Source organism: Herbaspirillum sp. GW822-FHT03A08 (genome assembly GCF_058801885.1).
Genome location: NZ_JBXANR010000008.1, coordinates 189652 through 210482 on the forward strand (window position 1 = coordinate 189652; position 20831 = coordinate 210482).

Sequence of the window (20831 nt, forward strand, 5' to 3'; positions counted from 1 at the left end):
TTTTCTCTTATTGGCTGGCGGCAGGCTGAGGCCGAAACCAGCTGGCGGAAGGCGCTTTGCTAAAGCGCTCTATTATAGATGATCAAGAGAATGAGAATTATTCCTGAATGTATCAATCCGGTTCTGGCAAGCCGTTTTCAGGCGCCAGATGTGTCTTTTTGCAACATCATGCTGGCCAGAATCATGGCGGCAACCAGCAACGCCACCGGCAGTAAGCCGTAATGCAGCAGGAATCCGGCGATCTGCGTGCCGATGCCGGACAGGGTCAGCGCCAGAAACATCAGGAAGCCCGACGCCAGGCTGGTCAGCGGCTTCGGCACAGAGAGTGCACGCGTCACGGTAGACGGGCCGCGCAGGCCGAGGCCGGCGCAGAACAGCATCCAGCACAGAATCAGCGGCGCAACATGCCGTGCGTCCAGTATCCCGAGTGCGATCAGTCCGGCGACGGAGAAGAGCTGGACGATGGCGCCGGCTTTCATCAGTTTGTAGGTGCCGCAGCGATGCGCCATGGCGCCCGCGCGCGAAGCGGCGACGATGAAGGACGAGACGCCGCAGACTTGCATCAATGCAAAGGTGCCGGGGCCACGCCCGCTCCATTGTTCGATCAGGTGCGGCGCACTGGCGACGAAAGTAACCAGCGCACCGAAGGTCAGTCCATAGACCGTAGCGTCGCGCAGGAAGGCGCGATTTTGCAGCAGGGCCGGGTAGCTGACGGTTTCGTCGGGTGAGTGCAATACCTGCCGTCCCGGCACCAGCGCCAGGATGAAGGGAAGCAGGATCAGCGCGAGCACGGCCACCAGCCAGAAGTTGCTGCGCCAGCCTGATACCAGCAGGATGCCGGTACCGATCACCGGTGCGATCGCCGGGATGACCGATTCGGCGATGCTGACCCAGGAAATCGCGCGTACCGCATCGGCGTCGGCGAAGCGCCGCCGCAGCAATACCGGCACCACCACCGTCGCAGCGCCCGCGCCGATGCCCTGGATCGTGCGATAGACGATCAGCGCGTCAACGTCCGAGGCCAGTGCGCAGGCGACGCCGGTCGCCGCCAGCAGGGCGACTCCCGCCAGCAGCGTATTGCGCATGCCGAGTTTGTCGGCCACTGCGCCCCAGAACAACTGCGACAGCGCCAGCGCAATCATGAAAGACGAAATCGTCGCCTGCACGGTCGGTACGTCGGTGCCCAGATCGTGCGCGAGATGCGGCAATGCCGGCAGATAGAGATCGGTCGCCAGCATGCCGACGCCGGTGAGCGCGGCCAGAGGAATGATTTGCAGCAGGGGAGGACGGGACATGAATGAAACTCGGAAACTGAATCAGGCGCTTGCGCAGGAAGACAGGCAGAGCGCGTAACAAGGTGAAAAAAGCGGAGCGTGGTCTCTGATCATGCAGTGGTTCGCCATGACAGGAGGATGCCACCGGAGACGCGACGTGAAGAACGGGGATGATACCACCCGCCGTTTTTCATTCTTGCAATCGGATCCCGGTTACTTGCCGGCCATGGCGATGATGGCGTGCGCCAGCTCGCCGTTGCCGTCGGCAAGTTTGTCGATGACATCCAGGTGATGGCCGTCTGCCAGTTTGATCTGCTGTACCGGAAAACCGGCCGTATGCAGGGCCAGCGCATACGCGTTTTTTTGCCGATGGAACTCAGACGACTCCGCACCGCCGGCCGTCAGGATCACCGGCATTTTTATTGCCGGCAGGTGATGCAGCGGACTGTATTGCTGCACTTGCGGCTCATCCAGCTGCAAGGTCTCATTGAGATAGCACAGCCGTACCGGTTCCAGATCGTAGAGACCGCTGACGCCGCACAATCCTTTGATCGCGTCGGTCGGCAGACCCGCGCTGCGCCAGTCGGTGCTCGCCAGTTCAGCGGCGAGGTGGCCGCCGGCGGAATGGCCGAAGACATACATGCGCTCGGCATCGAAACCGAACGACGATGCCTGGCGGTACAGCCAGCCGAACGCCGCGCGCACGTCGGCCACGATTTCGGGGATGTCGACTTCCGGTGCGAGGCGATAGTTGAGCATGGCTACGGCAATGCCGGCTTGCCGGTAGGGTTCGGCGAGATGGCTGAAGTCGTTCTTGTCGAGCGAGCGCCAGTAGCCGCCGTGCACAAAAACCAGCAGCGGCGCAGCGGTGTCGGCCACCGGGAAATAATCCAGGGTTTGCAGCCGGTGCGTGCCGTAGTGCAGATTGCTGCGCACCGGCGGGAGTCTGGTCAATTGCTGGCGATACACGTCTGCCTGCCGATTCCAGCGGTCGAAGATATCCTGAAAACGCGGTATGCCGGCGCGCACGTTGTATTGGCGGTCGAGTTGTTCGCGGTCGTAGTGCAGGTAGTGCATTACTGTCTCCCAAGTATTCTTATTCGGCAAAGTGTTCCGAGATAAACCCGCGCAGCCACACATTACCTTCGTCCTGATTGAAGCGGCGGTGCCAGAAGATGTTGGTTTGCAAAGACGGCAGGCGCAGCGGTGGACGAATGTATTGTAGGTTGAACGGCTGCGCTGCGCTCTCGGCCAGTTTTTGCGGCACTGTCACGATCAGGTCTGTGGTGCTGACAATGTACGGCACGGCAGTGAAGTGCGGTACGCGGAAATGCACGTTGGGCCGGATGCCGGCTTTTTCCAGATTCTGATTGATGCGGTCGTAGGGGCTTTCCAGCGACGACACCACCAGATGCCGCGCCGCCAGGAATTCCTTGATGGTGACCTTCTTGTCCGCCAGCGGATGGCCTTGCCGGAACATGCTGACATAGTTCTGGCGAAACAGGCGGCGCTGGTACAAGGCGCTGGAGACATTGTCGAAAGCGCCGATGGCGAGATCGACGCGGCCCGATTCCATCTCGGTCTTTAAATCAATCGTGCCGGCGCGCACCGTGCCGATCTGGATGCCGGGCGCCAGAAGGCTGCATTGCTCGATCAGCAGCGGCATGAAATACACCTCGCCGACGTCGGTCATGGCAATCGTGAACTGGCGTTCGCTGGTCGCCGGGGAAAAAGCCTCCTGCCGGTTCAGCGCCTTGGAGACATGGAGCAGCGCCGACGCCACCGGTTCGGCCAGCTGCTGCGCGAACGGCGTCGGCTGCATGCCTTGCGCCGTACGGACGAAGAGCGCATCGCCGAAGGTGCGGCGCAGGCGCGCCAGCGCATTGCTGACCGCCGGCTGCGACAGGTTCAGGCGGCGCGCCACGGAAGAGATCTGCCGGTCCTGGAAGACTTCCTGAAACACCACCAGCAAATTGAGGTCGATATCTTTGGGTTCGATCATGTCTGTGTCGTCCGTGCTACCAAGGCATCACTATTCATAATATCAATGAACTACATTGATCCATTTATATCGTAAAAGTCGCATCATTGCACTACAGTCTTACACCAATAAAAAAGCGCCACGTTGCCATACGGACAATCGGCGCACATCCACAACCAATCTGGAGGAGCACAGATGCAATCTGACGTGATCAATGTCGATCAGGTGGTCGAGCAGAGCCGTTTCGGCGCGTTTCAATTCGGGCTGTTGCTGCTGTGCGGCCTGTGCCTGATCATCGACGGCTTCGATATCCAGGCCATGGGCTATGTCGCACCGGCTATCATCGGCGACTGGCATGTCAACAAGGCCAGCCTCGGCCCCGTGTTCGGCGCAGGCTTGTTCGGCATGCTGCTCGGTTCGCTGGTGCTGACGCCGGTCGGCGACAAGTACGGCCGGCGTCCGGTACTGATCGTTTCCACTTTTTTCTTTGCCGTCTGCATGCTGCTGACCACGCGTGTCGAAACTATCGACCAGTTGCTGGTGCTGCGCTTTATTACCGGCTTCGGCCTCGGCAGCATCATGCCGAATGCAATGGCGCTGGTTGGCGAGTTCAGCCCCAACAGCAAGCGCGTGACGCGCATGATGCTGGTCTCGTGCGGTTTCACGGTCGGCGCGGCGGTGGGCGGTTTTGTCAGCGCGGCGCTGATTCCGGCTTTCGGCTGGCGTTCGGTGTTTCTGGCCGGCGGTCTGATTCCGGCGGCGCTGGGTGTGGCGATGCTGGTCTGGCTGCCGGAGTCGATTCAGTTTCTGGTACTGCGTAAACGTCCGATGAAACAGGTCGCGCGCTGGCTCAACAAGGTACAGCCGGGTTTGCAAGTCCATGAGGGCAGCAACGTCGTGGTCAAGGAAGCCAAGAACGACGGCATGCCGGTGGCCGAGCTGTTTCGCGAAGGCCGCGCCGGCGTGACGTTGCTGCTGTGGCTGATCAGCTTCATGAATCTGATCAATCTGTATTTCCTCTCCAACTGGCTGCCGACGCTGATCAAGGATGCGGGTTATTCGACCGGCACTGCGGTGCTGATCGGCACTTCGCTGCAAGTCGGCGGCATCGTCGGCACCTTGACGCTGGGCTGGTTCATCAATCGTTTCGGCTTTACCAAGGTGCTGGGAAGCTGCTTCGTGGTTGCCTGCGTGTTCATCGCCCTGATCGGTCATGTGGCGACCATGCCGGTGCTGTTGTTCATCAGCGTGGTGGTGGCGGGCTTCTGCGTAGTCGGCGGCCAGCCTGCGGTGAATGCGCTGGCCGGTACGTTCTATCCGACGCAACTGCGCTCAACCGGCATCGGCTGGGCGCTCGGCATCGGCCGTATCGGCTCGGTGCTGGGGCCGGTGATCGGCGGTCAGCTGATCGCCATGCAATGGGCCAACAGTTCGCTGTTCGTCGCGGCTGCCGTACCGGCGATCATCTCGGCGCTGATGGTGGCGCGCCTGCATTGGTATCGGCCGCAGTAGTTTCCAGCTTTTGTTTTGAGAAGGGCAAATCATGAATACGCTTGCAGAATCCTCCATCGCCAAAGCAACCGTGAATACGGCGCGCTGTCAGTCCGGGTATCAATCCGGCTTCGGCAACGAGTTCGCTACCGAGGCCTTGCCGGGCGCTTTGCCGCGCAATCAGAATTCACCGCAGCAGGTCGCCTATGGTCTCTATGCCGAACAGGTTTCCGGTACGGCCTTCACCGCGCCGCGCAGCCACAACCGCCGTTCCTGGCTGTACCGGATTCGTCCGGCGGCGATGCACGAGCCGTTCGAGCGCATCGACAACGGCCTGATCGCGCGCTTCGACGATGTCGAGACGCCGCCCAATCAATTTCGTTGGGACCCGCATCCCATGCCGACGGCGCCGACGGATTTTGTCGCAGGGCTGATCACCATGGCAGGCAACGGCTCGCCCGATGCGCAGACCGGTTGTGCGATTCATCTGTATGCGGCAAATCAGTCGATGACTGACAGCTTTTTCTATTCGGCCGATGGCGAGTTGCTGATCGTGCCGCAAGCCGGCCGCCTGCAATTGCTGACCGAGCTGGGCGTGATCGAGATTGAGCCGCAGGAAATCGCGGTGATTCCGCGCGGCGTGCGGTTTCAGGTGAAACTGCCGGACGGGCAGGCGCAAGGCTATGTCTGCGAAAACTTCGGTGCGCTGCTGCGCTTGCCGGATCTGGGGCCGCTCGGCTCCAACGGTCTCGCCAATTCGCGCGACTTCCTCACCCCGCAGGCCTGGTACGAAGATCGCGAAGGCGACTTCCGCCTGATTGCCAAATTCGGCGGCAATCTGTGGCAGGCGAAGATCGGCCATTCGCCGCTGGACGTGGTGGCGTGGCACGGCAACTATGCGCCGTACAAGTACGACCTGCGCCACTTCAATACCATCGGCTCGATCAGCTACGACCATCCCGATCCGTCGATCTTCCTCGTGCTGCAGGCGCAGAGCGATACGCCGGGCGTGGACACGCTGGATTTCGTGATCTTCCCGCCACGCTGGCTTGCTGCCGAACATACGTTCCGCCCACCCTGGTTCCATCGCAATGTCGCGAGCGAATTCATGGGGCTGATCCATGGCGAGTACGACGCCAAGGCCGAGGGCTTCCGTCCCGGCGGCGCCAGCCTGCACAATTGCATGACCGGCCACGGCCCCGACGGTGCGACCTTCGAGAAGGCCAGCCGCAGCGACACCAGCAAGCCGAACAAGGTCGCTGATACCATGGCCTTCATGTTCGAGACGCGCAACATCATCAAGCCGACGCGTCACGCATTGACTTCGCCGACGCTGCAGAAAAATTATTATCAGTGCTGGATGGACATCAAGAAGCACTTCAATCCACAACAAGCTCCGGAGCAACAATGAGCCCCTCTTTGAATCTGAACGAAACCCACGACATCGCCCTGCGCAGCTGGGTGGCCTCGGCCAATCTTGCCGGCAGCGATTTTCCGATCCAGAATCTGCCGTACGGCGTGTTTCGCCGCAACCATGGCGGGGAAGCCTTCCGCGCCGGCGTCGCCATCGGTGATCAGATTCTCGATTTGCGCGCAGCCTTTGAAAGCGGCGCGTTCAGCGGCTTCGGCGAAGTTGTTCACAAAGCTATCGTTGCAGCGACGGCGGGCAGCAATCTGAATCCTCTGATGGAGCTCGATGCCGCAAGCTGGTCGGCCTTGCGCCTCGCTTTGTCGACGCTGCTGCGTGAAGCTTCGATGCATCAGTCGCAGCTGGAGCCGGCGCTGGTGCCGCAAGCCGAAGCCGAGCATGCGTTGCCGGCGCAGATCGGCGATTACACCGATTTCTACACCTCGATTCATCATGCGACGGCGATCGGTAAATTGTTCCGTCCTGACAATCCTTTGCTGCCCAATTACAAATGGGTGCCGATCGGCTATCACGGCCGCTCGTCCTCGATTGCGGTGTCGGGCCAGCAGTTCCGCCGTCCGGTCGGGCAGACCAAACCGCCGACTGCCGACGATCCGGTGTTCGGTCCGTGCAAGCGTCTCGATTACGAAATGGAAGTCGGCGTCTTCATGGGACAGGGCAATGCCATCGGCGACGCCATCGACATCGGCCAGGCCGAGTCGCACGTGTTCGGTCTGTGCTTGTTGAACGACTGGTCGGCGCGCGACATACAAGCGTGGGAATACCAGCCGCTGGGTCCTTTCCTGGCAAAGAATTTCGCCTCGACCATTTCGCCGTGGATCGTCACGATTGAAGCGCTGGCGCCGTATCGCGCCGCATGGACGCGCGATGCAGCCGATCCGCAGCCGATGGCGTATCTGGACTCGGCCGATCTGCGCGCGGGCGGCGCTTTCGACGTGCAGCTGGAGGTGCTGTTGCAGACCAGGGCCATGCGCGAAGCGGGCACGGCGCCGCAGCGCCTGTCGCTGGGCAATTTCAAGGACGCTTATTGGACGGTGTCGCAACTGGTGGCGCATCACACCGTCGGCGGCTGCAACCTGCGCGCCGGCGACTTGCTGGGGTCGGGCACGTTGTCGGGACCGACGCCGGAGTCAGCCGGTTCGCTGCTGGAACTGACCGCCGGCGGTAAGCAATCCATCAGCCTGGCCAACGGCGAGACGCGCATTTTCATCGAAGACGGCGATACCGTCATCATGCGCGGCTGGGCCGGGCGCGACGGCTTGCCGCGCATCGGTTTCGGCGGCGTCGCAGGCACGGTGTTGCCGGCGCGTTCGCTGTGATGATTCCCGGATAAAAAATACCAAGGAGACGAAGGAATGACGATTCATCTTTACAGCTACTTCCGCAGCTCGGCGTCGTACCGGGTGCGCATCGCCCTGAATTTGAAAGGGCAGTCCTACGACACCGTGCCGGTTCATCTGGTCAATAATGGCGGCGAACAATTCGCACCGGCATTCAGCGCCCTGAACCCGCAATCGCTGGTGCCGGTGATGGAAGAAGAAGGGCGTCACATCACGCAGTCGCTGGCAATACTGGAGTATCTGGAAGAACGCTTTCCGACGCCGGCGCTGCTGCCCTCGGGTTTGCTTGACCGCGCCCATGTGCGCGAGATCTCGTTGGCGATCGCCTGTGACATCCATCCGCTCAACAACCTGCGCGTGCTGCGCATGCTCAAGCAGGAGCTGGGCGTGAGCGAAGAGGTCAAGCAGCAGTGGATACAGCACTGGGTCAAGCTCGGTTTCGCGGCGCTGGAGCAGCAGCTGGCGGCGAGTCCGCAGCGCGGACGTTTCTGTTTTGGCGACACGCCGACGATGGCGGACTGCTGTCTGATTCCCCAGATCTTCAATGCGCGCCGTTTTGAAGTCGACATGACTCCTTATCCGACGCTGGCGGCCATCGACGACGCCTGCGGCCAGCTCAAGGCGTTTCAACTGGCGCAACCCTCTGCACAGCCCGACGCGGCCTGACATTTTTCATTGCCGGAAACGGTCCGGGCGTCTATACGTGCCCAGGCCCGGATCCGGGGTGATCAGCCGGTAATACCTTTCGACCGGTATGCTATTCCCATGGCCGCTTTGCCCCAAAAACGAGCATCCTTTTTGGCGTCAAAAACGAATCCCGGCATTCTTGTTGGAAATTTGCCAAATATCTTTCTCTATTGACACAGCCGCCTGCCGGAATTACGGTTGCCGACAGTATTGCCGGTATAATTTTCCTCGCTAAGCTACCGAATCAAAATAACAAGACGCTCCGACAAGCGCTGTGGATAAAAGCAATGATGCAGGGGCCGCTGAGGCGCCTGCCAATAATGATCAAGTCTGACTCAGGGAAATACAGTTTCGCCGTAAATGGGGAGCAGGGAGCGCTGCCGTATATCGTCCCGCTGAACAACAAGCCGCCGCAGATATGTTCTCGCGCCGGCCTTAGGTTGGCGTGGTGCGATCCGGAGCTGGTCGCGCCCTTATACTATCGACGGCGACGCGGCTTCCGGGGGTGGGTCTCTTCGCTGGGGTTCTTTTTATGCAAGTAGTCAGCCGACGTTATCGCTGGGCGATTTACGGTTTGCTGGTGGTCGTGATTGCCGCCGGCATCGCGCTGTTTTTTGCCATGGCGCGCACGGCCAATGATATTCGTTCGTCAACAACCCCGCTGTTGAAGGAAAACATTCCGACCCTGCGTCATCTCTCGGATTTTGAAAGCGCCTTGCTGCGCTATCAATTGGCGCTGAACAAATACTACGTGGCTTCCGTTGGCCGCGATCGCTTCGATCACATTGAATCCGTCGCCGCCGAACAGATGCGCGCCAATTTCGAGTTCGTCCGCCGCGACCTGCGGCAGACGGCGCAGATGTCGGCGCTGGTCAGCAACTATGATGCCGTGCTGGCAATGGGGCCGGCGCTGGAAAAGCTGTTGCTGACGCCAACCGCCAATCGCGATCAGGCGCGCGCCTTGCTGAGCGATCTCAACGTCAAAACCAACACGATTCGCAACCTGCTCGACAAAGCCAAGCTGGACGTCGAGGGATCGGTATACCGTGTCGGCGAGATGGCGAACTCCGGTGTCGATCAGATTTCGTGGCTGGTGCACGTGTACAGCGTAGGTATGCTGCTGGTGGCCTTGTTCATGATGTATCACGTATGGGCGCGCTTCCGCTCGGAGAATGCGCTGGCTTTTGCAGCAGCTCACGATCCGTTGACCGGCCTGGCGCACCGCGGCTCGTTCGAGCGCCGTCTCAAGACCATGGAAGATCAGCCGCACACGGTGGTACTGGGCATGATCGACCGTTTTGAGCGCGTCGTCGGCGGTCTCGGCCACGCCTTTGGCGATCGCCTGATGCAGGAGATGGCGGGCCGTATCAAGCGCGCGGCAGAACGCCACGGCGGCGAAGTGTTCCGTCTCAACGGCGCCAATGTCGCGATCCTGTACAAGTCCAAGGGCGACCATGTGAATTTTCAGGAAGCCTTGTCGAGCCTGCAGGAATACATGCGCCAGCCGTTTGAATTCGGCCAGCATGAGATTTTTTCCAGCATGAGCATGGGCGGCGCCGAGTATCCGCGCGACGGCGCCGAACCCGCGCATCTGCTGCAGAATGCAGATGCGGCGTTGCAGGCGGCGCGCGACGCCGGCGGCGATTGCTTTGTGCAGTATTCGAATGCGCTCAACACGCGCGCCCAGGAGCGTCTGGCACTGGAAGCGCAACTGCGTCACGCCATCGAACGCAATGAACTGGAGCTGCACTTCCAGCCGCAGCAAGGTCTGACGGATGACCGGCTGGTCGGCTTCGAGGCGCTGGTGCGCTGGCGCCGCAACGGCGAGCTGATTTCGCCGGCCGACTTCATCCCGCTGGCCGAAGAGTCTGGTCTGATCGTGCCGATCGGCGACTGGGTGCTGGCCGAGGCCTGCCGTCAGGCGAAGATCTGGAGTCTGGAGACGCCGCGCAAGTTCGTCATCGCGGTCAACATTTCGCCGCGCCAGTTCCACCATCCATCCTTCCTGCGCCGCGTCACCGAGACCTTGAGCGAAAGCCAGATCGATCCGTCCTTCATCGAACTGGAAATTACCGAAGGCATCGTCATGCGCGATGTCGAACGCACCATCGAGTTGCTGGAAGATCTGCGCAAGCGCGGCCTGACGCTGGCGATTGACGACTTCGGTACGGGCTATTCTTCGCTGGCCTATCTCAAACGCTTCTCCATCGACAAGCTGAAGATCGACCAGTCCTTCATTCGCCATCTGCGCCCCAACAGCGAAGACGCGGCGATCGTGCAGGCGGTCATCAACCTCGGCCACCATCTCGGTTTGTCGGTCATCGCCGAAGGCGTCGAAACAGCCAGCCAGCGCGAGTTGCTGCGCGCCTGGGGCTGCGACGAGATTCAGGGGTACTTCTATGGCCGTCCCTTGTCGGCCGACAAGGCGACCCAGTTCATCTTCGAGAACTAGGCAATCAGTTCGATGGCCGGCGCGGCACCAGCAGGTTGCCGGTCATGACCAGCACCGGTTCGTTGTTCTGATTGAACGTCGTGACGCGATGCTTGAGAAAACCCTGCTGCGGTTTCGACTGTGAGAATTTCAACTCGAGCACCTCGACTTCGACGCGCAGGACGTCGCCCGGACGGGTAGGACGCGGCCAGCGGAACTCTTCAAAACCTGCGCCGATGACGCCGCCCTTGATCGGCAGCGTCTTCACCAGCAGGCGCATGGTCAGCGCCGCCGTGTGCCAGCCGCTGGCCGCCAGGCCACCAAAAAAACTCTGCGCCGCTGCCGCTTCATCCATATGGAAGGGCTGCGGGTCGTAACTGGCGGCGAAGGCTTTGATGTCGCCGGCGCTCAGCGTTTCGGTCGCGGCGACGCTGAATTTCTGTCCGGCGGTAAAGTCTTCCAGATACAGTGGCGCGTTGGACATTTCAGGCATGGCAGTCTCCCTCGAGTTGTTTTATAATGTAGGTATCAAAATGATAGTAAGTTGTTCAGTCGAATGATAATCAGCTTGATGGGACTTGTCTATGGAACGTAAAAGCTTTGGCAACATGCAATGCCCGGTCGCCCGCACGCTCGAACGCGTGGGTGAATGGTGGAGCATTCTGATCCTGCGCGATGCGATGCACGGGCTGACGCGCTTCGACCAGTTTCAGAAGAGCCTGGACATTGCGCCCAACATGCTCACGCGCCGCCTCAACTCGCTGGTCGAGTCCGGCCTGCTGGAGCGCCGCCAGTACAGCGAACGTCCGCCACGCTATGAATATGTTTTGACCGACCTGGGCCGCGATTTCCGTTCCATTCTGGTCGCGCTCAACAGCTGGGGCAACAAGCATTTTGCCCCCGAAGGTCCGAGCGTGCTGCTGGTCGATTCGACTTCGGGCGAAGTGGCCGAGCCGATCATGGTCGACCGCAAGAGCGGCAAGCCGCTGACCTCGCCTGAATTCGTCTTCACTCCGGGCCCGCAAGCCAACGAGAGCATGATCCGCCGCATCAACTTTGCGCGTGAACGTGCCGCCGAGGCTGCCAATGATGGTGCGGGCGCCGATACCGCGCTCCAACCGTCGGCAGCCGAACCTGCCAAGCCTGCCAAAGCGCCGCGCAAGAAGGCGGCAGCGAAGAAGAGCGCCTGAGAAAGCGCCGGAGCGCGCAAGTTTCGTTTTCGTCTCCCTGGCGCCGTTGTTAAGGCGCCATTTTTTTGTCCCCGATACCGAGGTGCATAACGAGCGGGCTTGACAGCCTCTTGTTCGATCGCTACTATGCATATACATCAATGCATATGCATTGATAAATTGAAATTGAGACCAGTTGAAAAGCTTTGTTCAGAAAGCCGGATGAATCATGTTTAACCAGTGCACTTGTACCCGTTTGCGCAGGCTTACCCGCCGCATCACGTCGATTTACGACCGCCATTTGCTGCCGGACGAGCTGACTATCAGCCAGTATTCGCTGCTGAGCCGGGTGGGCAAGCACGGCTCCATCGCCAATCTCCGCCTGGCGGCTGAGATGGGCATGGATCGCAGCACCCTGAGCCGCAACATCAAGCCGCTGATGACCGCCGGCTGGATTGCTACTGTCGACATGCCGCCGGACGAGCACGTCGACAAGCGTTCGTTCGGGCTGACCCTGAGCGCGGCCGGCAAGGCCAAGCTGGAAGCGGCTCGTCATAACTGGGTAGAGGCGCAGCTGGAGATCGATGGTTTGCTGGGTGAAGACATGCATGAAGCCTTGTCGAACATGGTAGACAACGCCTACGACAAATTGCAGGAAGCCTGATCCGGCCGTGACCGGGTCGTTTGCAGTACATCGCCATGAGCACCATCAATGCAGTCTGCATTGATGGTTTTTTATTCATCTTTTTTATTCCACCTTTGATTGAGCGTCATGAATAAAGTCACGCAAGCCATCGCCACGCGCACCTCACACCGATTCAGTTATGCCTGGGTGGTGGTCGCCGTCATCTTCCTTGTCCTGTTGACGTCGGCCGGCATCCGCGCCACGCCGTCGGTCATGATCCTGCCGCTGGAGCATGAGTTCGGCTGGAATCGTTCCACCATCTCGCTGGCGATTTCCTTCAACATCGCCCTGTATGGCCTGATCGGACCGTTCGCAGCGGCAGCGATGCAGCGCTTCGGCATTCGTCCGGTAGTGATGGGCGCGCTGGTGTTGCTGTCGGTCGGCACGGCCCTGAGTACGCTGATGCAAATGCCATGGCATATGGTCATGACCTGGGGTCTGCTGGTCGGCTCGGGTACCGGTGTCGCGGCCAACACGCTGGGTGCGACAATTGTCAGCCGCTGGTTTGAAATGCGCCGCGGTCTGGCCATGGGTCTGCTCACCGCCAGCGCGGCGACCGGACAGATGGTTTTTCTGCCGCTGATGGCATCGATGGTGGAACATTACGGCTGGCGTTCGGTGGCTTTCCTGGTCGCCATCGTGGCTGCCGTGGCGGTGCCGCTGGTGGCGCTGTTCCTGCCGGAGCGTCCATCCGACGTCGGTTTGCGCCGTTACGGCCAGGCCGCTGATGCGCCTGCCGATGCCGAGGTCAAGCAGCGCAATCCGCTGGCAATCGCCTTCGATTCGCTGCGTCAGGCGATGAAGGTGCGCGACTTCTGGCTGCTGTTTTTCAGCTTCTTCGTCTGCGGCATGAGCACCAACGGCTACATCGGCACGCAGTTCATCGCCATGTGCAACGACTATGGCATTTCCGAAGTCGGCGGCGCCAGCATCCTGGCGGCGATGGGCATGCTCGATCTGGTCGGCACCACCTTGTCGGGCTGGTTGTCGGATCGCTTTAATCCACGCGTGCTGCTGTTCTGGTACTACGGTCTGCGCGGTATTGCATTGATCTTCCTGCCGTACGCATTTGGTCTCGACTATTTCGGTCTGACCGTGTTCGCAGTCTTTTACGGACTTGACTGGATCGCTACCGTACCGCCGACCGTGCGTCTGGCCAATGATGTGTTCGGTCGTCTGGCGGCGCCTGTCGTATTCGGCTGGATCGTCGCCGGCCATCAGCTCGGCGCCGCTGCCGCCACGACGATATCTGGCTTCATGCGCGCCAACCTCGGCGATTACACGGCGTCGTCGATACTGATGGGCGTGGCCTGTCTGATCGGCGCTGTCATGGTGTTGCGCATCAAGGGTGAGCAGCACGGCAAGCCGGTGGCAGTAGCAGCGTAACTCTGCAGGCGATCCCACTAAAACCGCCCGCGTCCTGAAAAGGAGCGGGCGGTTTTTTTATTGCCCGGCTTTGATTACTTCGCCAGCGCTTTGCGCAGGCTGGAAGTCGCCAGATCGACAGCGCTCTTCGCCGCTGGTGTATCGCCCAGCGCATTGAGCATCACGAAGTCATGGATGGTGCCGAGGTAGCGCACTTGTGTCACCGGTACGCCTGCCTTGGCCAGCTTGGCGGCGTAGGCTTCGCCTTCGTCGCGCAGCACATCGTTTTCATCAGTGATGACCAGTGCCGGCGGCAGATCCTTCAACTGTTCCAGTGTCGCGTTCAGCGGCGCGATATGCGGATCCTTGCGGTTGGCGCCGGCCGGCAGGTAGGCGTTCCAGAACCACTTCATCGCTTCCTTGGTCAGCCAGGGGCCGTTGGCGAACTGGTTGTACGAACCGTTTTCAAAATTGGTGTCGGTCACCGGATAGAACAGCACCTGATACTTGATCGCCGGACCCTTGCGTTCTTTCGCCAACAGGCTAACGACCGCAGTCATGTTGCCGCCCACGCTATCGCCGGCAATCGCCAGGCGGCTCGCATCGACGTTAAATTCGGCAGCGTGCTCGGCAACGTATTTGGTTGCGGCATAGTCCTGCTCGATGGCAATCGGATAACGAGCTTCCGGCGAGCGGTCGTAATCGACAAACACCACGGCGACCTTGGCGCCGTCAACGATCTGGCGCACCAGGCGATCATGCGTATTGACGTCGCCCATCACCCAGCCTGCGCCGTGGAAGTACATCACCACCGGCAGGGTTTCCTTGTTGCCTTGCGGGCGCAGGATGCGGATGCGTGTGCTGCCGGTCGGACCGACCGGGATCACGCGGTCTTCAATGTCGGCGGCTGGCTTGGCGACCTTGCCTGCCTGTGCGCCTGCCAGCAGATTACGGGCTTGTTCAGGAGTCAGTGTGTAGATCGGAGGGCCGCCGGCTGCGGAAAGCACGTCGAGGAAACCCTGAGTCTGCGGTTCTACCGAAGCGGCAGTGGCGCTTTGCGCGGTGGAAGCTGCAGCCAGTGCGACGGCGCTGAGGGCGAGAAGTTGTTTGATCGATTTCATGATGTTTCCTTTCGGGGTCGGAGGTAGTTTTAAATCAAGCAATTAAATTGTGCGCAATATATTTGGTGTTTCAGTATTGCAATGCGTGATGCATGCGCCATCCTCTTCGTTGGGGCCGCTCTGTCGTCGGCGACCGGTTCGTTCGGTTAGTGCATGGGGTGAATATTAAATTGATGAAAATTAAATTGCAAGCAATTTAAAAATAAAAATACAACACGCAACATGTTGAGAAGGGAGTGCCGGGTAAAAGCAGGGCCGGGAAAAAACAGTGCGGCAAAAACAAAACCCCGCCTGCATCAGCCATACAGGCGGGGTGCGTATCGCTTTCTCATCCGCCAGGCGGGAAGAGAACCTGGCATTCAGCTCAATCCCATTGCGGCGCAAAGTCGGGATTGGCAAGGCGGTCGTTGCGAATTCAGCTCAATCCCATTGCGGCGCAAAGTCGGGATTGGCAAGGCGGTCGTTGCGATCAAGCCGGGAGATGGCGTCCATCTCCGCATCCGTCAGGCGGATATCTTTTGCCGCCAGATTGCTTTCCAGGTTGGCGCGCTTGGTCGACGACGGGATGGTGGCAAAACCTTGCTGCAGCGACCACGCCAGCGCGATCTGCGCCGGATTGGCCTGATGGGCCTTGGCGATTTCGACGATCACCGGGTCGGTCATCACCTTGCCATAAGCCAGTGGCATATATGCAGTCAGATGGATGCCTTGACCGCGTGTGAAGTCAACCAGCTTGCGGTTTTGCAGGAAAGGGTGGATCTCGATCTGCTGGGTCGCGATTTCCGTGGCGCTGACGGCGTCGATGGCTTGCTTCAGATGCGCGATGGTGAAGTTCGACACGCCGATCAGCTTCGTCAGGCCTTGCGCCTTGGCTTCGGCCAGCGCTTCCATATAAGTCGCGACGGCGATGCTGTCGTTCGGTGCCGGCCAGTGGATCAGCGTCAGATCGACCTGATCCATCTGCAGTTTGGCGAGGCTTTCCTTCAGGCTGGGGATGAGTTTGTCTTTGGCCAGATTCCCGGTCCAGATCTTGGTGGTGACGAACAGCTCCTTGCGCGCCACCTTGCCGACGGCGATCGCCTTGCCGACCTCGGCTTCATTGCCATAGATCTGGGCGGTGTCGATATGGCGATAGCCGAGTTCCAGGCCGTTAGTGACCGAGTCGATGACTTGCTGGTCTTTCAGGCGGAAGGTGCCGAGGCCGAAAGCGGGAATGTTGTTCATGGTTTTCCTTTATGGAGGTGAAGCGCGGACGCAGGCCGGCGCAATGGTGGAGACAGGGGGAGTGTTTGTAGGCCCCTGCATGGATTGAAGTATGGGGTCAAAGAGCTGTTGCAAAAATAGGGTGGAAAGCAAAACTTTATTGCTTGCGAGGCAAATATATTCACGCTGAGCGGTTTGAAATCTATTTTCGAATATTTCGATAATTGATCCCCAATCTTTCCGTTTTTCATTCGTTCCTTGTTCGCCCATACTTCGCTCCATGGTGAACGGCACAGAGAAAGACGGACACCAAACGAAGCACTAACCCTTATCGAATTAATCGCACATACCTCAGGAGAACATCATGGCAATCGCAAAAGCACAACCAGGCAAAACACTGTTGAACCCAACCAACCACACCCTGATCATGATTGACCATCAGTCGCAGATGTCGTTTGCGACGCACTCGATCGATATGGTCACCCTGCGCAACAACGTCGCCCTGGTCGCCAAGGCCGCGAAGGAATTCAAGGTATCGACAATTCTGACAACCGTCGCCGAAAAGTCCTTCTCCGGCCCGATCTTCGATGAAATCAAATCGGTGTTCCCGAACGAAGAAGTGATCGACCGCACCAGCATGAATACCTGGGAAGACCCACGCATCGCGGACCGCGTCAACGCCATCGGCAAGGAAAAAATCGTGCTGGCCGGCCTGTGGACTTCGGTATGCATCGTCGGTCCTGCACTGTCGGCGCTGGATCAGGGCTTTGAAGTGTATGTGATCACCGACGCCAGCGGTGACGTCTCGAATGAAGCGCACCAACGCGCCATTGAGCGCATGATCCAGCTGGGCGCACGTCCGATGACCTCGCTGCAATACCTGCTCGAACTGCAACGCGACTGGGCACGCACCGAGACTTACAACGAGACCGTGGCAACTGCGATTGCCAACGGCGGCGCTTACGGTCTGGGCCTGATTTATGCAAAGACCATGTTCAATGCTTCGGAAGGCCATTAATCCTTGCTGAGCTTCAGGCGGGATCCTGATTTAATCAACATCAGGATCCCGCAGTTGTAGAAATCCCCCTGACAAACCATAACGACTACCTCCAGGAGTGAACATGAGCGCCGACCTGATTCTGCTGAACGGAAAATTCCACACCATCGACAAAGAACAACCGCTGGCAAGTGCCGTAGCGATCAAGGACGGCAAGTTCCTCGCTGTCGGCGATGCCGAAGCCGTCATGCGCCACCGCAACGGCAAGACCCAGGTGGTCGACCTCAACGGCCGCAGCGTCGTGCCAGGCCTGAACGATTCGCACATCCACCTGATCCGCGGCGGCCTGAACTACAACCTTGAACTGCGCTGGGAAGGCGTGCCTTCGCTGGCAGACGCTCTGCGCATGTTGCGCGAACAAGCTCTGCGCACTCCGCATCCGCAATGGGTGCGCGTGGTCGGCGGCTGGACCGAATTCCAGTTTGCCGAACGCCGCATGCCGACGCTCGACGAAATCAACGCCGCAGCACCTGACACCCCGGTTTTCATCCTGCACCTGTACGACCGCGCCTTGCTCAACCGCGCCGCCTTGCGCGCCGTCGGTTATACCAAGGACACACCGAATCCACCGGGCGGCGAAATTCAGCGCGATGCCAGCGGCAATCCGACCGGCATGCTGATCGCCCGTCCCAACGCCATGATTTTGTACGCGACGCTGGCCAAAGGTCCGTCGCTGCCGCTGGACCAGCAAGTCAATTCCACACGCCAGTTCATGCGCGAACTCAATCGTCTCGGCGTTACCAGCGCCATCGACGCCGGCGGCGGTTTCCAGAACTATCCGGAAGACTACGCCATCATCGACCAGCTGGCGCGCGAGCAGCAACTCACCGTGCGTATTGCCTACAACCTGTTCACGCAGAACAAAGGCAAGGAGCTGGGAGACTTCCAGCGCTGGACCGACATGATTACGCCGGGGCAGGGCGACGATTTCTATCGCCACAACGGCGCCGGTGAAATGCTGGTGTTCTCGGCGGCCGACTTTGAAGACTTCCTGGAGCCGCGTCCGGAACTGGCCGTCGGCATGGAAGACGAACTCGAAAAGGTGGTGCGCCATCTGGTGTCGAACCGCTGGCCGTTCCGCCTGCATGCGACCTACGACGAATCGATCAGCCGCATGCTCGACGTCTTCGAGAAAGTGAACCGAGAGATTCCATTCAATGGCCTGCACTGGATGTTCGACCACGCCGAAACCATTTCGCCGCGCAACATCGAGCGCGTGCGTGAGCTCGGCGGCGGCCTGGCGATCCAGCATCGCATGGCCTTCCAGGGCGAATACTTCGTTGACCGTTACGGCAAGGAAGCCGCCAAGGCAACACCGCCTGTAGCGCGCATGCTCGACATGGGCGTACCTGTCGGCGCCGGCACCGATGCCACCCGCGTTGCCAGCTACAACCCGTGGACTGCTCTGTACTGGCTGGTGTCCGGCAAGACCGTCGGCGGCCTGCAACTGGCTGAAGCCGGCTTGCCGCGTGAAACTGCACTCGAACTGTGGACCGCCGGCAGCGCCTGGTTCTCTAACGAACAGGGCAAAAAAGGCCGCATCAAGGACGGTCAGCTGGCCGATCTCGTGGTGCTGTCTTCGGACTTTTTCAGCGTACCGGAAGAGGACATCAAGGCCATCGAATCGGTAATGACCGTGGTTGGCGGCAAGATCGTCTACGGTGCTGCCGAGTTCGATCCGCTGGCGCCGCCGCCGATCCCGGTCTTGCCTGACTGGTCGCCGGTGAAGACCGTGCCTGGCCACTACCGTCCGGTGGCAAAGTCGGCGGGCGCTCAACAAAAACAATCCGCGATGCCGCATCAATGCGCGGGCGCCTGCAGCGTGCACGCCCACTCGCATGATGTCGCCCGCCGCTCGTCGGTGCCCGCCTCGAACTTCTCGGGCTTCTGGGGCGCGCTCGGTTGCAGCTGCTTCGCTTTCTGATCTGGAGATTAAAAAAATGTCTTATTCCAAAGTGATCTGGGGACTGCTTCTGTCCTTTGTAGTCGGCTTCTGCTGCCATCTGGCGCAGATTCCGGTGCCGTCGCCGCCGGTCCTCAGCGGTGCGTTGCTGGTCTTCACGATGAGCAGCGGCTACTGGCTGGTGGATCGTTACCTGGCTTCGCGTACTGCCAAGGCCGCAGAGGTGAAAGCATGAGCGCGCTCTTTACCGGCGCCGTGCTGGGCGCCCTGATCGGTGCGGTCTGCCGCTGGTTCGGTTTGCCGTCACCGACGCCGCCGACACCGGTCGGTGCATCGCTGGTGGTGGCAATGACGCTGGGTTATGTGGTCGCCGGGTTTGTCCTGGTTGGTCATTTTTAATTTCTGATTTTTGATTTCCAACGAAGGAGCATCATCATGCAAACGTATCAAACCGCATCAACCGCATCAACCGCATCAGCCGCACAGGCTGTAAAACAAACCTGGCTGCCGCGCCTGCTGTGGGCGCCGGCACAGGATCTCGGCTTGCTGTTCCTGCGCCTCTCCGGCGCCTTGCTGTTGCTGTATGTGCATGGCCTGCCGAAGATCATCAACTTCGCCGGCGAGCTGCAGCACATCGATGACCCGCTGCATGTCGGCCGCGCCTTCACGCTGGGCTTTGCAATTTTCGCTGAAGTCCTGTGTCCGGTGCTGATCGTGCCCGGCATCCTGACGCGTCTGGCCAGTGTCGCCGTGCTGGTCCTGCTGAGCGTGTCGATGTTTCTGGTCCATGCCGACTGGAGCATCGCCGAAGGTCAGTTCGGCTGGTTGCTGATGATCGTGTTCGGCAGCATTGCACTGATGGGCGCAGGCAGGTTTTCGATTGATGCCGCATTGAGCCAAAAAGCCGAGGACTGAGATGAACGCGATCCGCAACATTCCTCGTGCGACCTGCCAGGGCGTCGCCATGAGTTTCCTGGCAGGTTATGTGGATACGGTGGGTTTTGTCGCCTTGTTCGGATTGTTCACGGCGCACGTCACGGGCAACTTCGTGCTGATCGGCAGCGAGCTGGCGAATCCTTCGCATGGTGTGCTGATCAAGTTTCTGGCGTTTCCCGCCTTTATCGGATCGGTGATCCTGACGCGGATGGCGGTGCTCTGGCTGGAGCGCAGCGGCAAGCCGGCACTGCCTTATATTCTGGGGTTGCAACTGCTGTTCTTGCTGGTGTTCATGGGGCTGGGGCAGAGCATTGCTCCGGTCGGCGTGGCCGATGCGAGAGCCACGACAGCCTTGCTGGCAGGCATGTTCGGCGCGGCGGCGATGGGTGTGCAGAACGCTGCGGCGCGCTTGATTTTGCCGCAGTCGGCGCCAAGTACAGTCATGACCGGTAACGTCACGCAACTGGTGATCGACGTCGTGGATATCGTGCGGGGTGCGGGAGATCAGAGCGTGCACCAGCGCTGCGTTAAATTTTTCTGGCCCATCGTCGCCTTCGGCGTGGGTGCTATCGGCGGCGCATTTGCCTATCGTTCTGCCTTGTTTCTGGCTTTGCTGCTGCCTGCAGCGATTCTGGTGGCAATGATCTGGGCGGAATATCCGGGACGAAAGTCGGGAGCGGCAACGTCTTCAACCCTATAATGAGCGCCTGGGCTGAATTCGGGCGTCAAAAATAGAGATCTGCAGGTCATACTGCAGAT

21 protein-coding genes are annotated in these 20831 nt (G+C 59.9%); 14 read left to right on the top strand and 7 right to left on the bottom strand.

The features are described 5' to 3' along the window. Window positions 1–137: 137 nt before the first annotated feature. The 3 genes from AC1RN6_RS22995 to AC1RN6_RS23005 all read right to left on the bottom strand — a co-directional run bounded on the left by AC1RN6_RS22995 (window position 138) and on the right by AC1RN6_RS23005 (window position 3276). On the bottom strand, window positions 138–1295 hold the full coding sequence (locus AC1RN6_RS22995; protein ID WP_493007789.1) for an MFS transporter: 1158 nt from the start codon (window positions 1293–1295) through the stop codon (window positions 138–140). A gap of 192 nt (window positions 1296–1487) precedes the next feature. Beyond that, window positions 1488–2351 (bottom strand): alpha/beta hydrolase, encoded by an 864-nt coding sequence (locus AC1RN6_RS23000; RefSeq protein ID WP_493007790.1) that lies wholly within the window; start codon window positions 2349–2351, stop codon window positions 1488–1490. 19 nt (window positions 2352–2370) lie between these two features. Next, entirely contained in the window at window positions 2371–3276 is a 906-nt protein-coding gene (locus tag AC1RN6_RS23005) for a LysR family transcriptional regulator (protein ID WP_493007791.1), read from the bottom strand. Between the two features lie 174 nt (window positions 3277–3450). On the opposite strand from AC1RN6_RS23005, the gene AC1RN6_RS23010 reads away from it, so the two are divergent. From AC1RN6_RS23010 to AC1RN6_RS23030, 5 genes are all read left to right on the top strand, one after another. Beyond that, window positions 3451–4767 carry an MFS transporter gene (locus AC1RN6_RS23010; RefSeq protein WP_493007792.1) on the top strand — a complete coding sequence of 439 codons (1317 nt, stop codon included), beginning with the start codon at window positions 3451–3453 and terminating at the stop codon, window positions 4765–4767. 31 nt (window positions 4768–4798) lie between these two features. After that, window positions 4799–6157, top strand: a complete 1359-nt coding sequence (gene hmgA / locus AC1RN6_RS23015; protein ID WP_493007793.1) for a homogentisate 1,2-dioxygenase — start codon at window positions 4799–4801, stop codon at window positions 6155–6157. Further along, window positions 6154–7494: a fumarylacetoacetase gene (gene fahA / locus AC1RN6_RS23020; RefSeq protein WP_493007795.1), complete on the top strand. Its 1341-nt coding sequence runs from the start codon at window positions 6154–6156 to the stop codon at window positions 7492–7494. The genes hmgA and fahA overlap by 4 nt, the downstream gene beginning before the upstream one ends. A 36-nt stretch (window positions 7495–7530) precedes the next feature. Beyond that, a complete protein-coding gene (gene maiA, locus AC1RN6_RS23025) occupies window positions 7531–8181 on the top strand; it encodes a maleylacetoacetate isomerase (RefSeq protein WP_493007796.1) in 651 nt (216 codons plus the stop codon). 553 nt (window positions 8182–8734) lie between these two features. Further along, the gene (locus AC1RN6_RS23030) at window positions 8735–10654 is read left to right on the top strand and encodes a putative bifunctional diguanylate cyclase/phosphodiesterase (protein WP_493007797.1); all 1920 of its coding nucleotides are present in this window, start codon (window positions 8735–8737) and stop codon (window positions 10652–10654) included. A 4-nt stretch (window positions 10655–10658) separates the two neighbouring features. On the opposite strand, the gene AC1RN6_RS23035 is transcribed toward AC1RN6_RS23030, so the two are convergent. Next, the gene (locus AC1RN6_RS23035) at window positions 10659–11126 is read right to left on the bottom strand and encodes a MaoC family dehydratase (protein ID WP_493007798.1); all 468 of its coding nucleotides are present in this window, start codon (window positions 11124–11126) and stop codon (window positions 10659–10661) included. A gap of 91 nt (window positions 11127–11217) precedes the next feature. On the opposite strand from AC1RN6_RS23035, the gene AC1RN6_RS23040 reads away from it, so the two are divergent. From AC1RN6_RS23040 to AC1RN6_RS23050, 3 genes are all read left to right on the top strand, one after another. After that, window positions 11218–11823 (top strand): winged helix-turn-helix transcriptional regulator, encoded by a 606-nt coding sequence (locus AC1RN6_RS23040; protein WP_493007799.1) that lies wholly within the window; start codon window positions 11218–11220, stop codon window positions 11821–11823. Between the two features lie 208 nt (window positions 11824–12031). Next, on the top strand, window positions 12032–12466 hold the full coding sequence (locus AC1RN6_RS23045) for a MarR family winged helix-turn-helix transcriptional regulator (protein ID WP_493007800.1): 435 nt from the start codon (window positions 12032–12034) through the stop codon (window positions 12464–12466). Window positions 12467–12574: 108 nt separating this feature from the next. Beyond that, entirely contained in the window at window positions 12575–13873 is a 1299-nt protein-coding gene (locus tag AC1RN6_RS23050) for an MFS transporter (protein WP_493007801.1), read from the top strand. Window positions 13874–13947: 74 nt separating this feature from the next. On the opposite strand, the gene AC1RN6_RS23055 is transcribed toward AC1RN6_RS23050, so the two are convergent. The 3 genes from AC1RN6_RS23055 to AC1RN6_RS23065 all read right to left on the bottom strand — a co-directional run bounded on the left by AC1RN6_RS23055 (window position 13948) and on the right by AC1RN6_RS23065 (window position 16446). Next, window positions 13948–14973, bottom strand: coding sequence for an alpha/beta hydrolase (locus AC1RN6_RS23055; protein ID WP_493007802.1), 1026 nt, complete (start codon window positions 14971–14973; stop codon window positions 13948–13950). 420 nt (window positions 14974–15393) lie between these two features. Next, window positions 15394–16197: a 2,5-didehydrogluconate reductase DkgB gene (dkgB, locus tag AC1RN6_RS23060; protein WP_493007803.1), complete on the bottom strand. Its 804-nt coding sequence runs from the start codon at window positions 16195–16197 to the stop codon at window positions 15394–15396. 9 nt (window positions 16198–16206) lie between these two features. Next, a complete protein-coding gene (locus tag AC1RN6_RS23065; RefSeq protein WP_493007804.1) occupies window positions 16207–16446 on the bottom strand; it encodes a hypothetical protein in 240 nt (79 codons plus the stop codon). A gap of 94 nt (window positions 16447–16540) precedes the next feature. Between AC1RN6_RS23065 and AC1RN6_RS23070 the strand changes: the two genes are divergently transcribed. The 6 genes from AC1RN6_RS23070 to AC1RN6_RS23095 all read left to right on the top strand — a co-directional run bounded on the left by AC1RN6_RS23070 (window position 16541) and on the right by AC1RN6_RS23095 (window position 20772). Next, entirely contained in the window at window positions 16541–17194 is a 654-nt protein-coding gene (locus tag AC1RN6_RS23070; protein WP_493007805.1) for a hydrolase, read from the top strand. A 103-nt stretch (window positions 17195–17297) separates the two neighbouring features. Continuing rightward, complete coding sequence (locus AC1RN6_RS23075) at window positions 17298–19157, top strand: amidohydrolase (RefSeq protein ID WP_493007806.1); 1860 nt, start codon at window positions 17298–17300, stop codon at window positions 19155–19157. Between the two features lie 16 nt (window positions 19158–19173). Beyond that, window positions 19174–19371: a DUF1427 family protein gene (locus AC1RN6_RS23080; protein ID WP_493007807.1), complete on the top strand. Its 198-nt coding sequence runs from the start codon at window positions 19174–19176 to the stop codon at window positions 19369–19371. Beyond that, complete coding sequence (locus tag AC1RN6_RS23085; RefSeq protein ID WP_408166338.1) at window positions 19368–19535, top strand: XapX domain-containing protein; 168 nt, start codon at window positions 19368–19370, stop codon at window positions 19533–19535. The genes AC1RN6_RS23080 and AC1RN6_RS23085 overlap by 4 nt, the downstream gene beginning before the upstream one ends. Before the next feature lie 36 nt (window positions 19536–19571). Next, window positions 19572–20051, top strand: a complete 480-nt coding sequence (locus tag AC1RN6_RS23090) for a DoxX family protein (RefSeq protein WP_493007808.1) — start codon at window positions 19572–19574, stop codon at window positions 20049–20051. Between the two features lies 1 nt (window position 20052). Further along, a complete protein-coding gene (locus AC1RN6_RS23095; protein ID WP_493007809.1) occupies window positions 20053–20772 on the top strand; it encodes a YoaK family protein in 720 nt (239 codons plus the stop codon). The last annotated feature ends 59 nt before the right edge of the window (window positions 20773–20831 follow it).

Coding starts and splice junctions, on each gene's coding strand:
- AC1RN6_RS22995 (WP_493007789.1), bottom strand. CDS start 1,295: ATGTCCCGTCCTCCCCTGCTGCAAATCATTCCTCTGGCCGCGCTCACC.
- AC1RN6_RS23000 (WP_493007790.1), bottom strand. CDS start 2,351: ATGCACTACCTGCACTACGACCGCGAACAACTCGACCGCCAATACAAC.
- AC1RN6_RS23005 (WP_493007791.1), bottom strand. CDS start 3,276: ATGATCGAACCCAAAGATATCGACCTCAATTTGCTGGTGGTGTTTCAG.
- AC1RN6_RS23010 (WP_493007792.1), top strand. CDS start 3,451: ATGCAATCTGACGTGATCAATGTCGATCAGGTGGTCGAGCAGAGCCGT.
- hmgA (WP_493007793.1), top strand. CDS start 4,799: ATGAATACGCTTGCAGAATCCTCCATCGCCAAAGCAACCGTGAATACG.
- fahA (WP_493007795.1), top strand. CDS start 6,154: ATGAGCCCCTCTTTGAATCTGAACGAAACCCACGACATCGCCCTGCGC.
- maiA (WP_493007796.1), top strand. CDS start 7,531: ATGACGATTCATCTTTACAGCTACTTCCGCAGCTCGGCGTCGTACCGG.
- AC1RN6_RS23030 (WP_493007797.1), top strand. CDS start 8,735: ATGCAAGTAGTCAGCCGACGTTATCGCTGGGCGATTTACGGTTTGCTG.
- AC1RN6_RS23035 (WP_493007798.1), bottom strand. CDS start 11,126: ATGCCTGAAATGTCCAACGCGCCACTGTATCTGGAAGACTTTACCGCC.
- AC1RN6_RS23040 (WP_493007799.1), top strand. CDS start 11,218: ATGGAACGTAAAAGCTTTGGCAACATGCAATGCCCGGTCGCCCGCACG.
- AC1RN6_RS23045 (WP_493007800.1), top strand. CDS start 12,032: ATGTTTAACCAGTGCACTTGTACCCGTTTGCGCAGGCTTACCCGCCGC.
- AC1RN6_RS23050 (WP_493007801.1), top strand. CDS start 12,575: ATGAATAAAGTCACGCAAGCCATCGCCACGCGCACCTCACACCGATTC.
- AC1RN6_RS23055 (WP_493007802.1), bottom strand. CDS start 14,973: ATGAAATCGATCAAACAACTTCTCGCCCTCAGCGCCGTCGCACTGGCT.
- dkgB (WP_493007803.1), bottom strand. CDS start 16,197: ATGAACAACATTCCCGCTTTCGGCCTCGGCACCTTCCGCCTGAAAGAC.
- AC1RN6_RS23065 (WP_493007804.1), bottom strand. CDS start 16,446: ATGGGCGAACAAGGAACGAATGAAAAACGGAAAGATTGGGGATCAATT.
- AC1RN6_RS23070 (WP_493007805.1), top strand. CDS start 16,541: ATGGCAATCGCAAAAGCACAACCAGGCAAAACACTGTTGAACCCAACC.
- AC1RN6_RS23075 (WP_493007806.1), top strand. CDS start 17,298: ATGAGCGCCGACCTGATTCTGCTGAACGGAAAATTCCACACCATCGAC.
- AC1RN6_RS23080 (WP_493007807.1), top strand. CDS start 19,174: ATGTCTTATTCCAAAGTGATCTGGGGACTGCTTCTGTCCTTTGTAGTC.
- AC1RN6_RS23085 (WP_408166338.1), top strand. CDS start 19,368: ATGAGCGCGCTCTTTACCGGCGCCGTGCTGGGCGCCCTGATCGGTGCG.
- AC1RN6_RS23090 (WP_493007808.1), top strand. CDS start 19,572: ATGCAAACGTATCAAACCGCATCAACCGCATCAACCGCATCAGCCGCA.
- AC1RN6_RS23095 (WP_493007809.1), top strand. CDS start 20,053: ATGAACGCGATCCGCAACATTCCTCGTGCGACCTGCCAGGGCGTCGCC.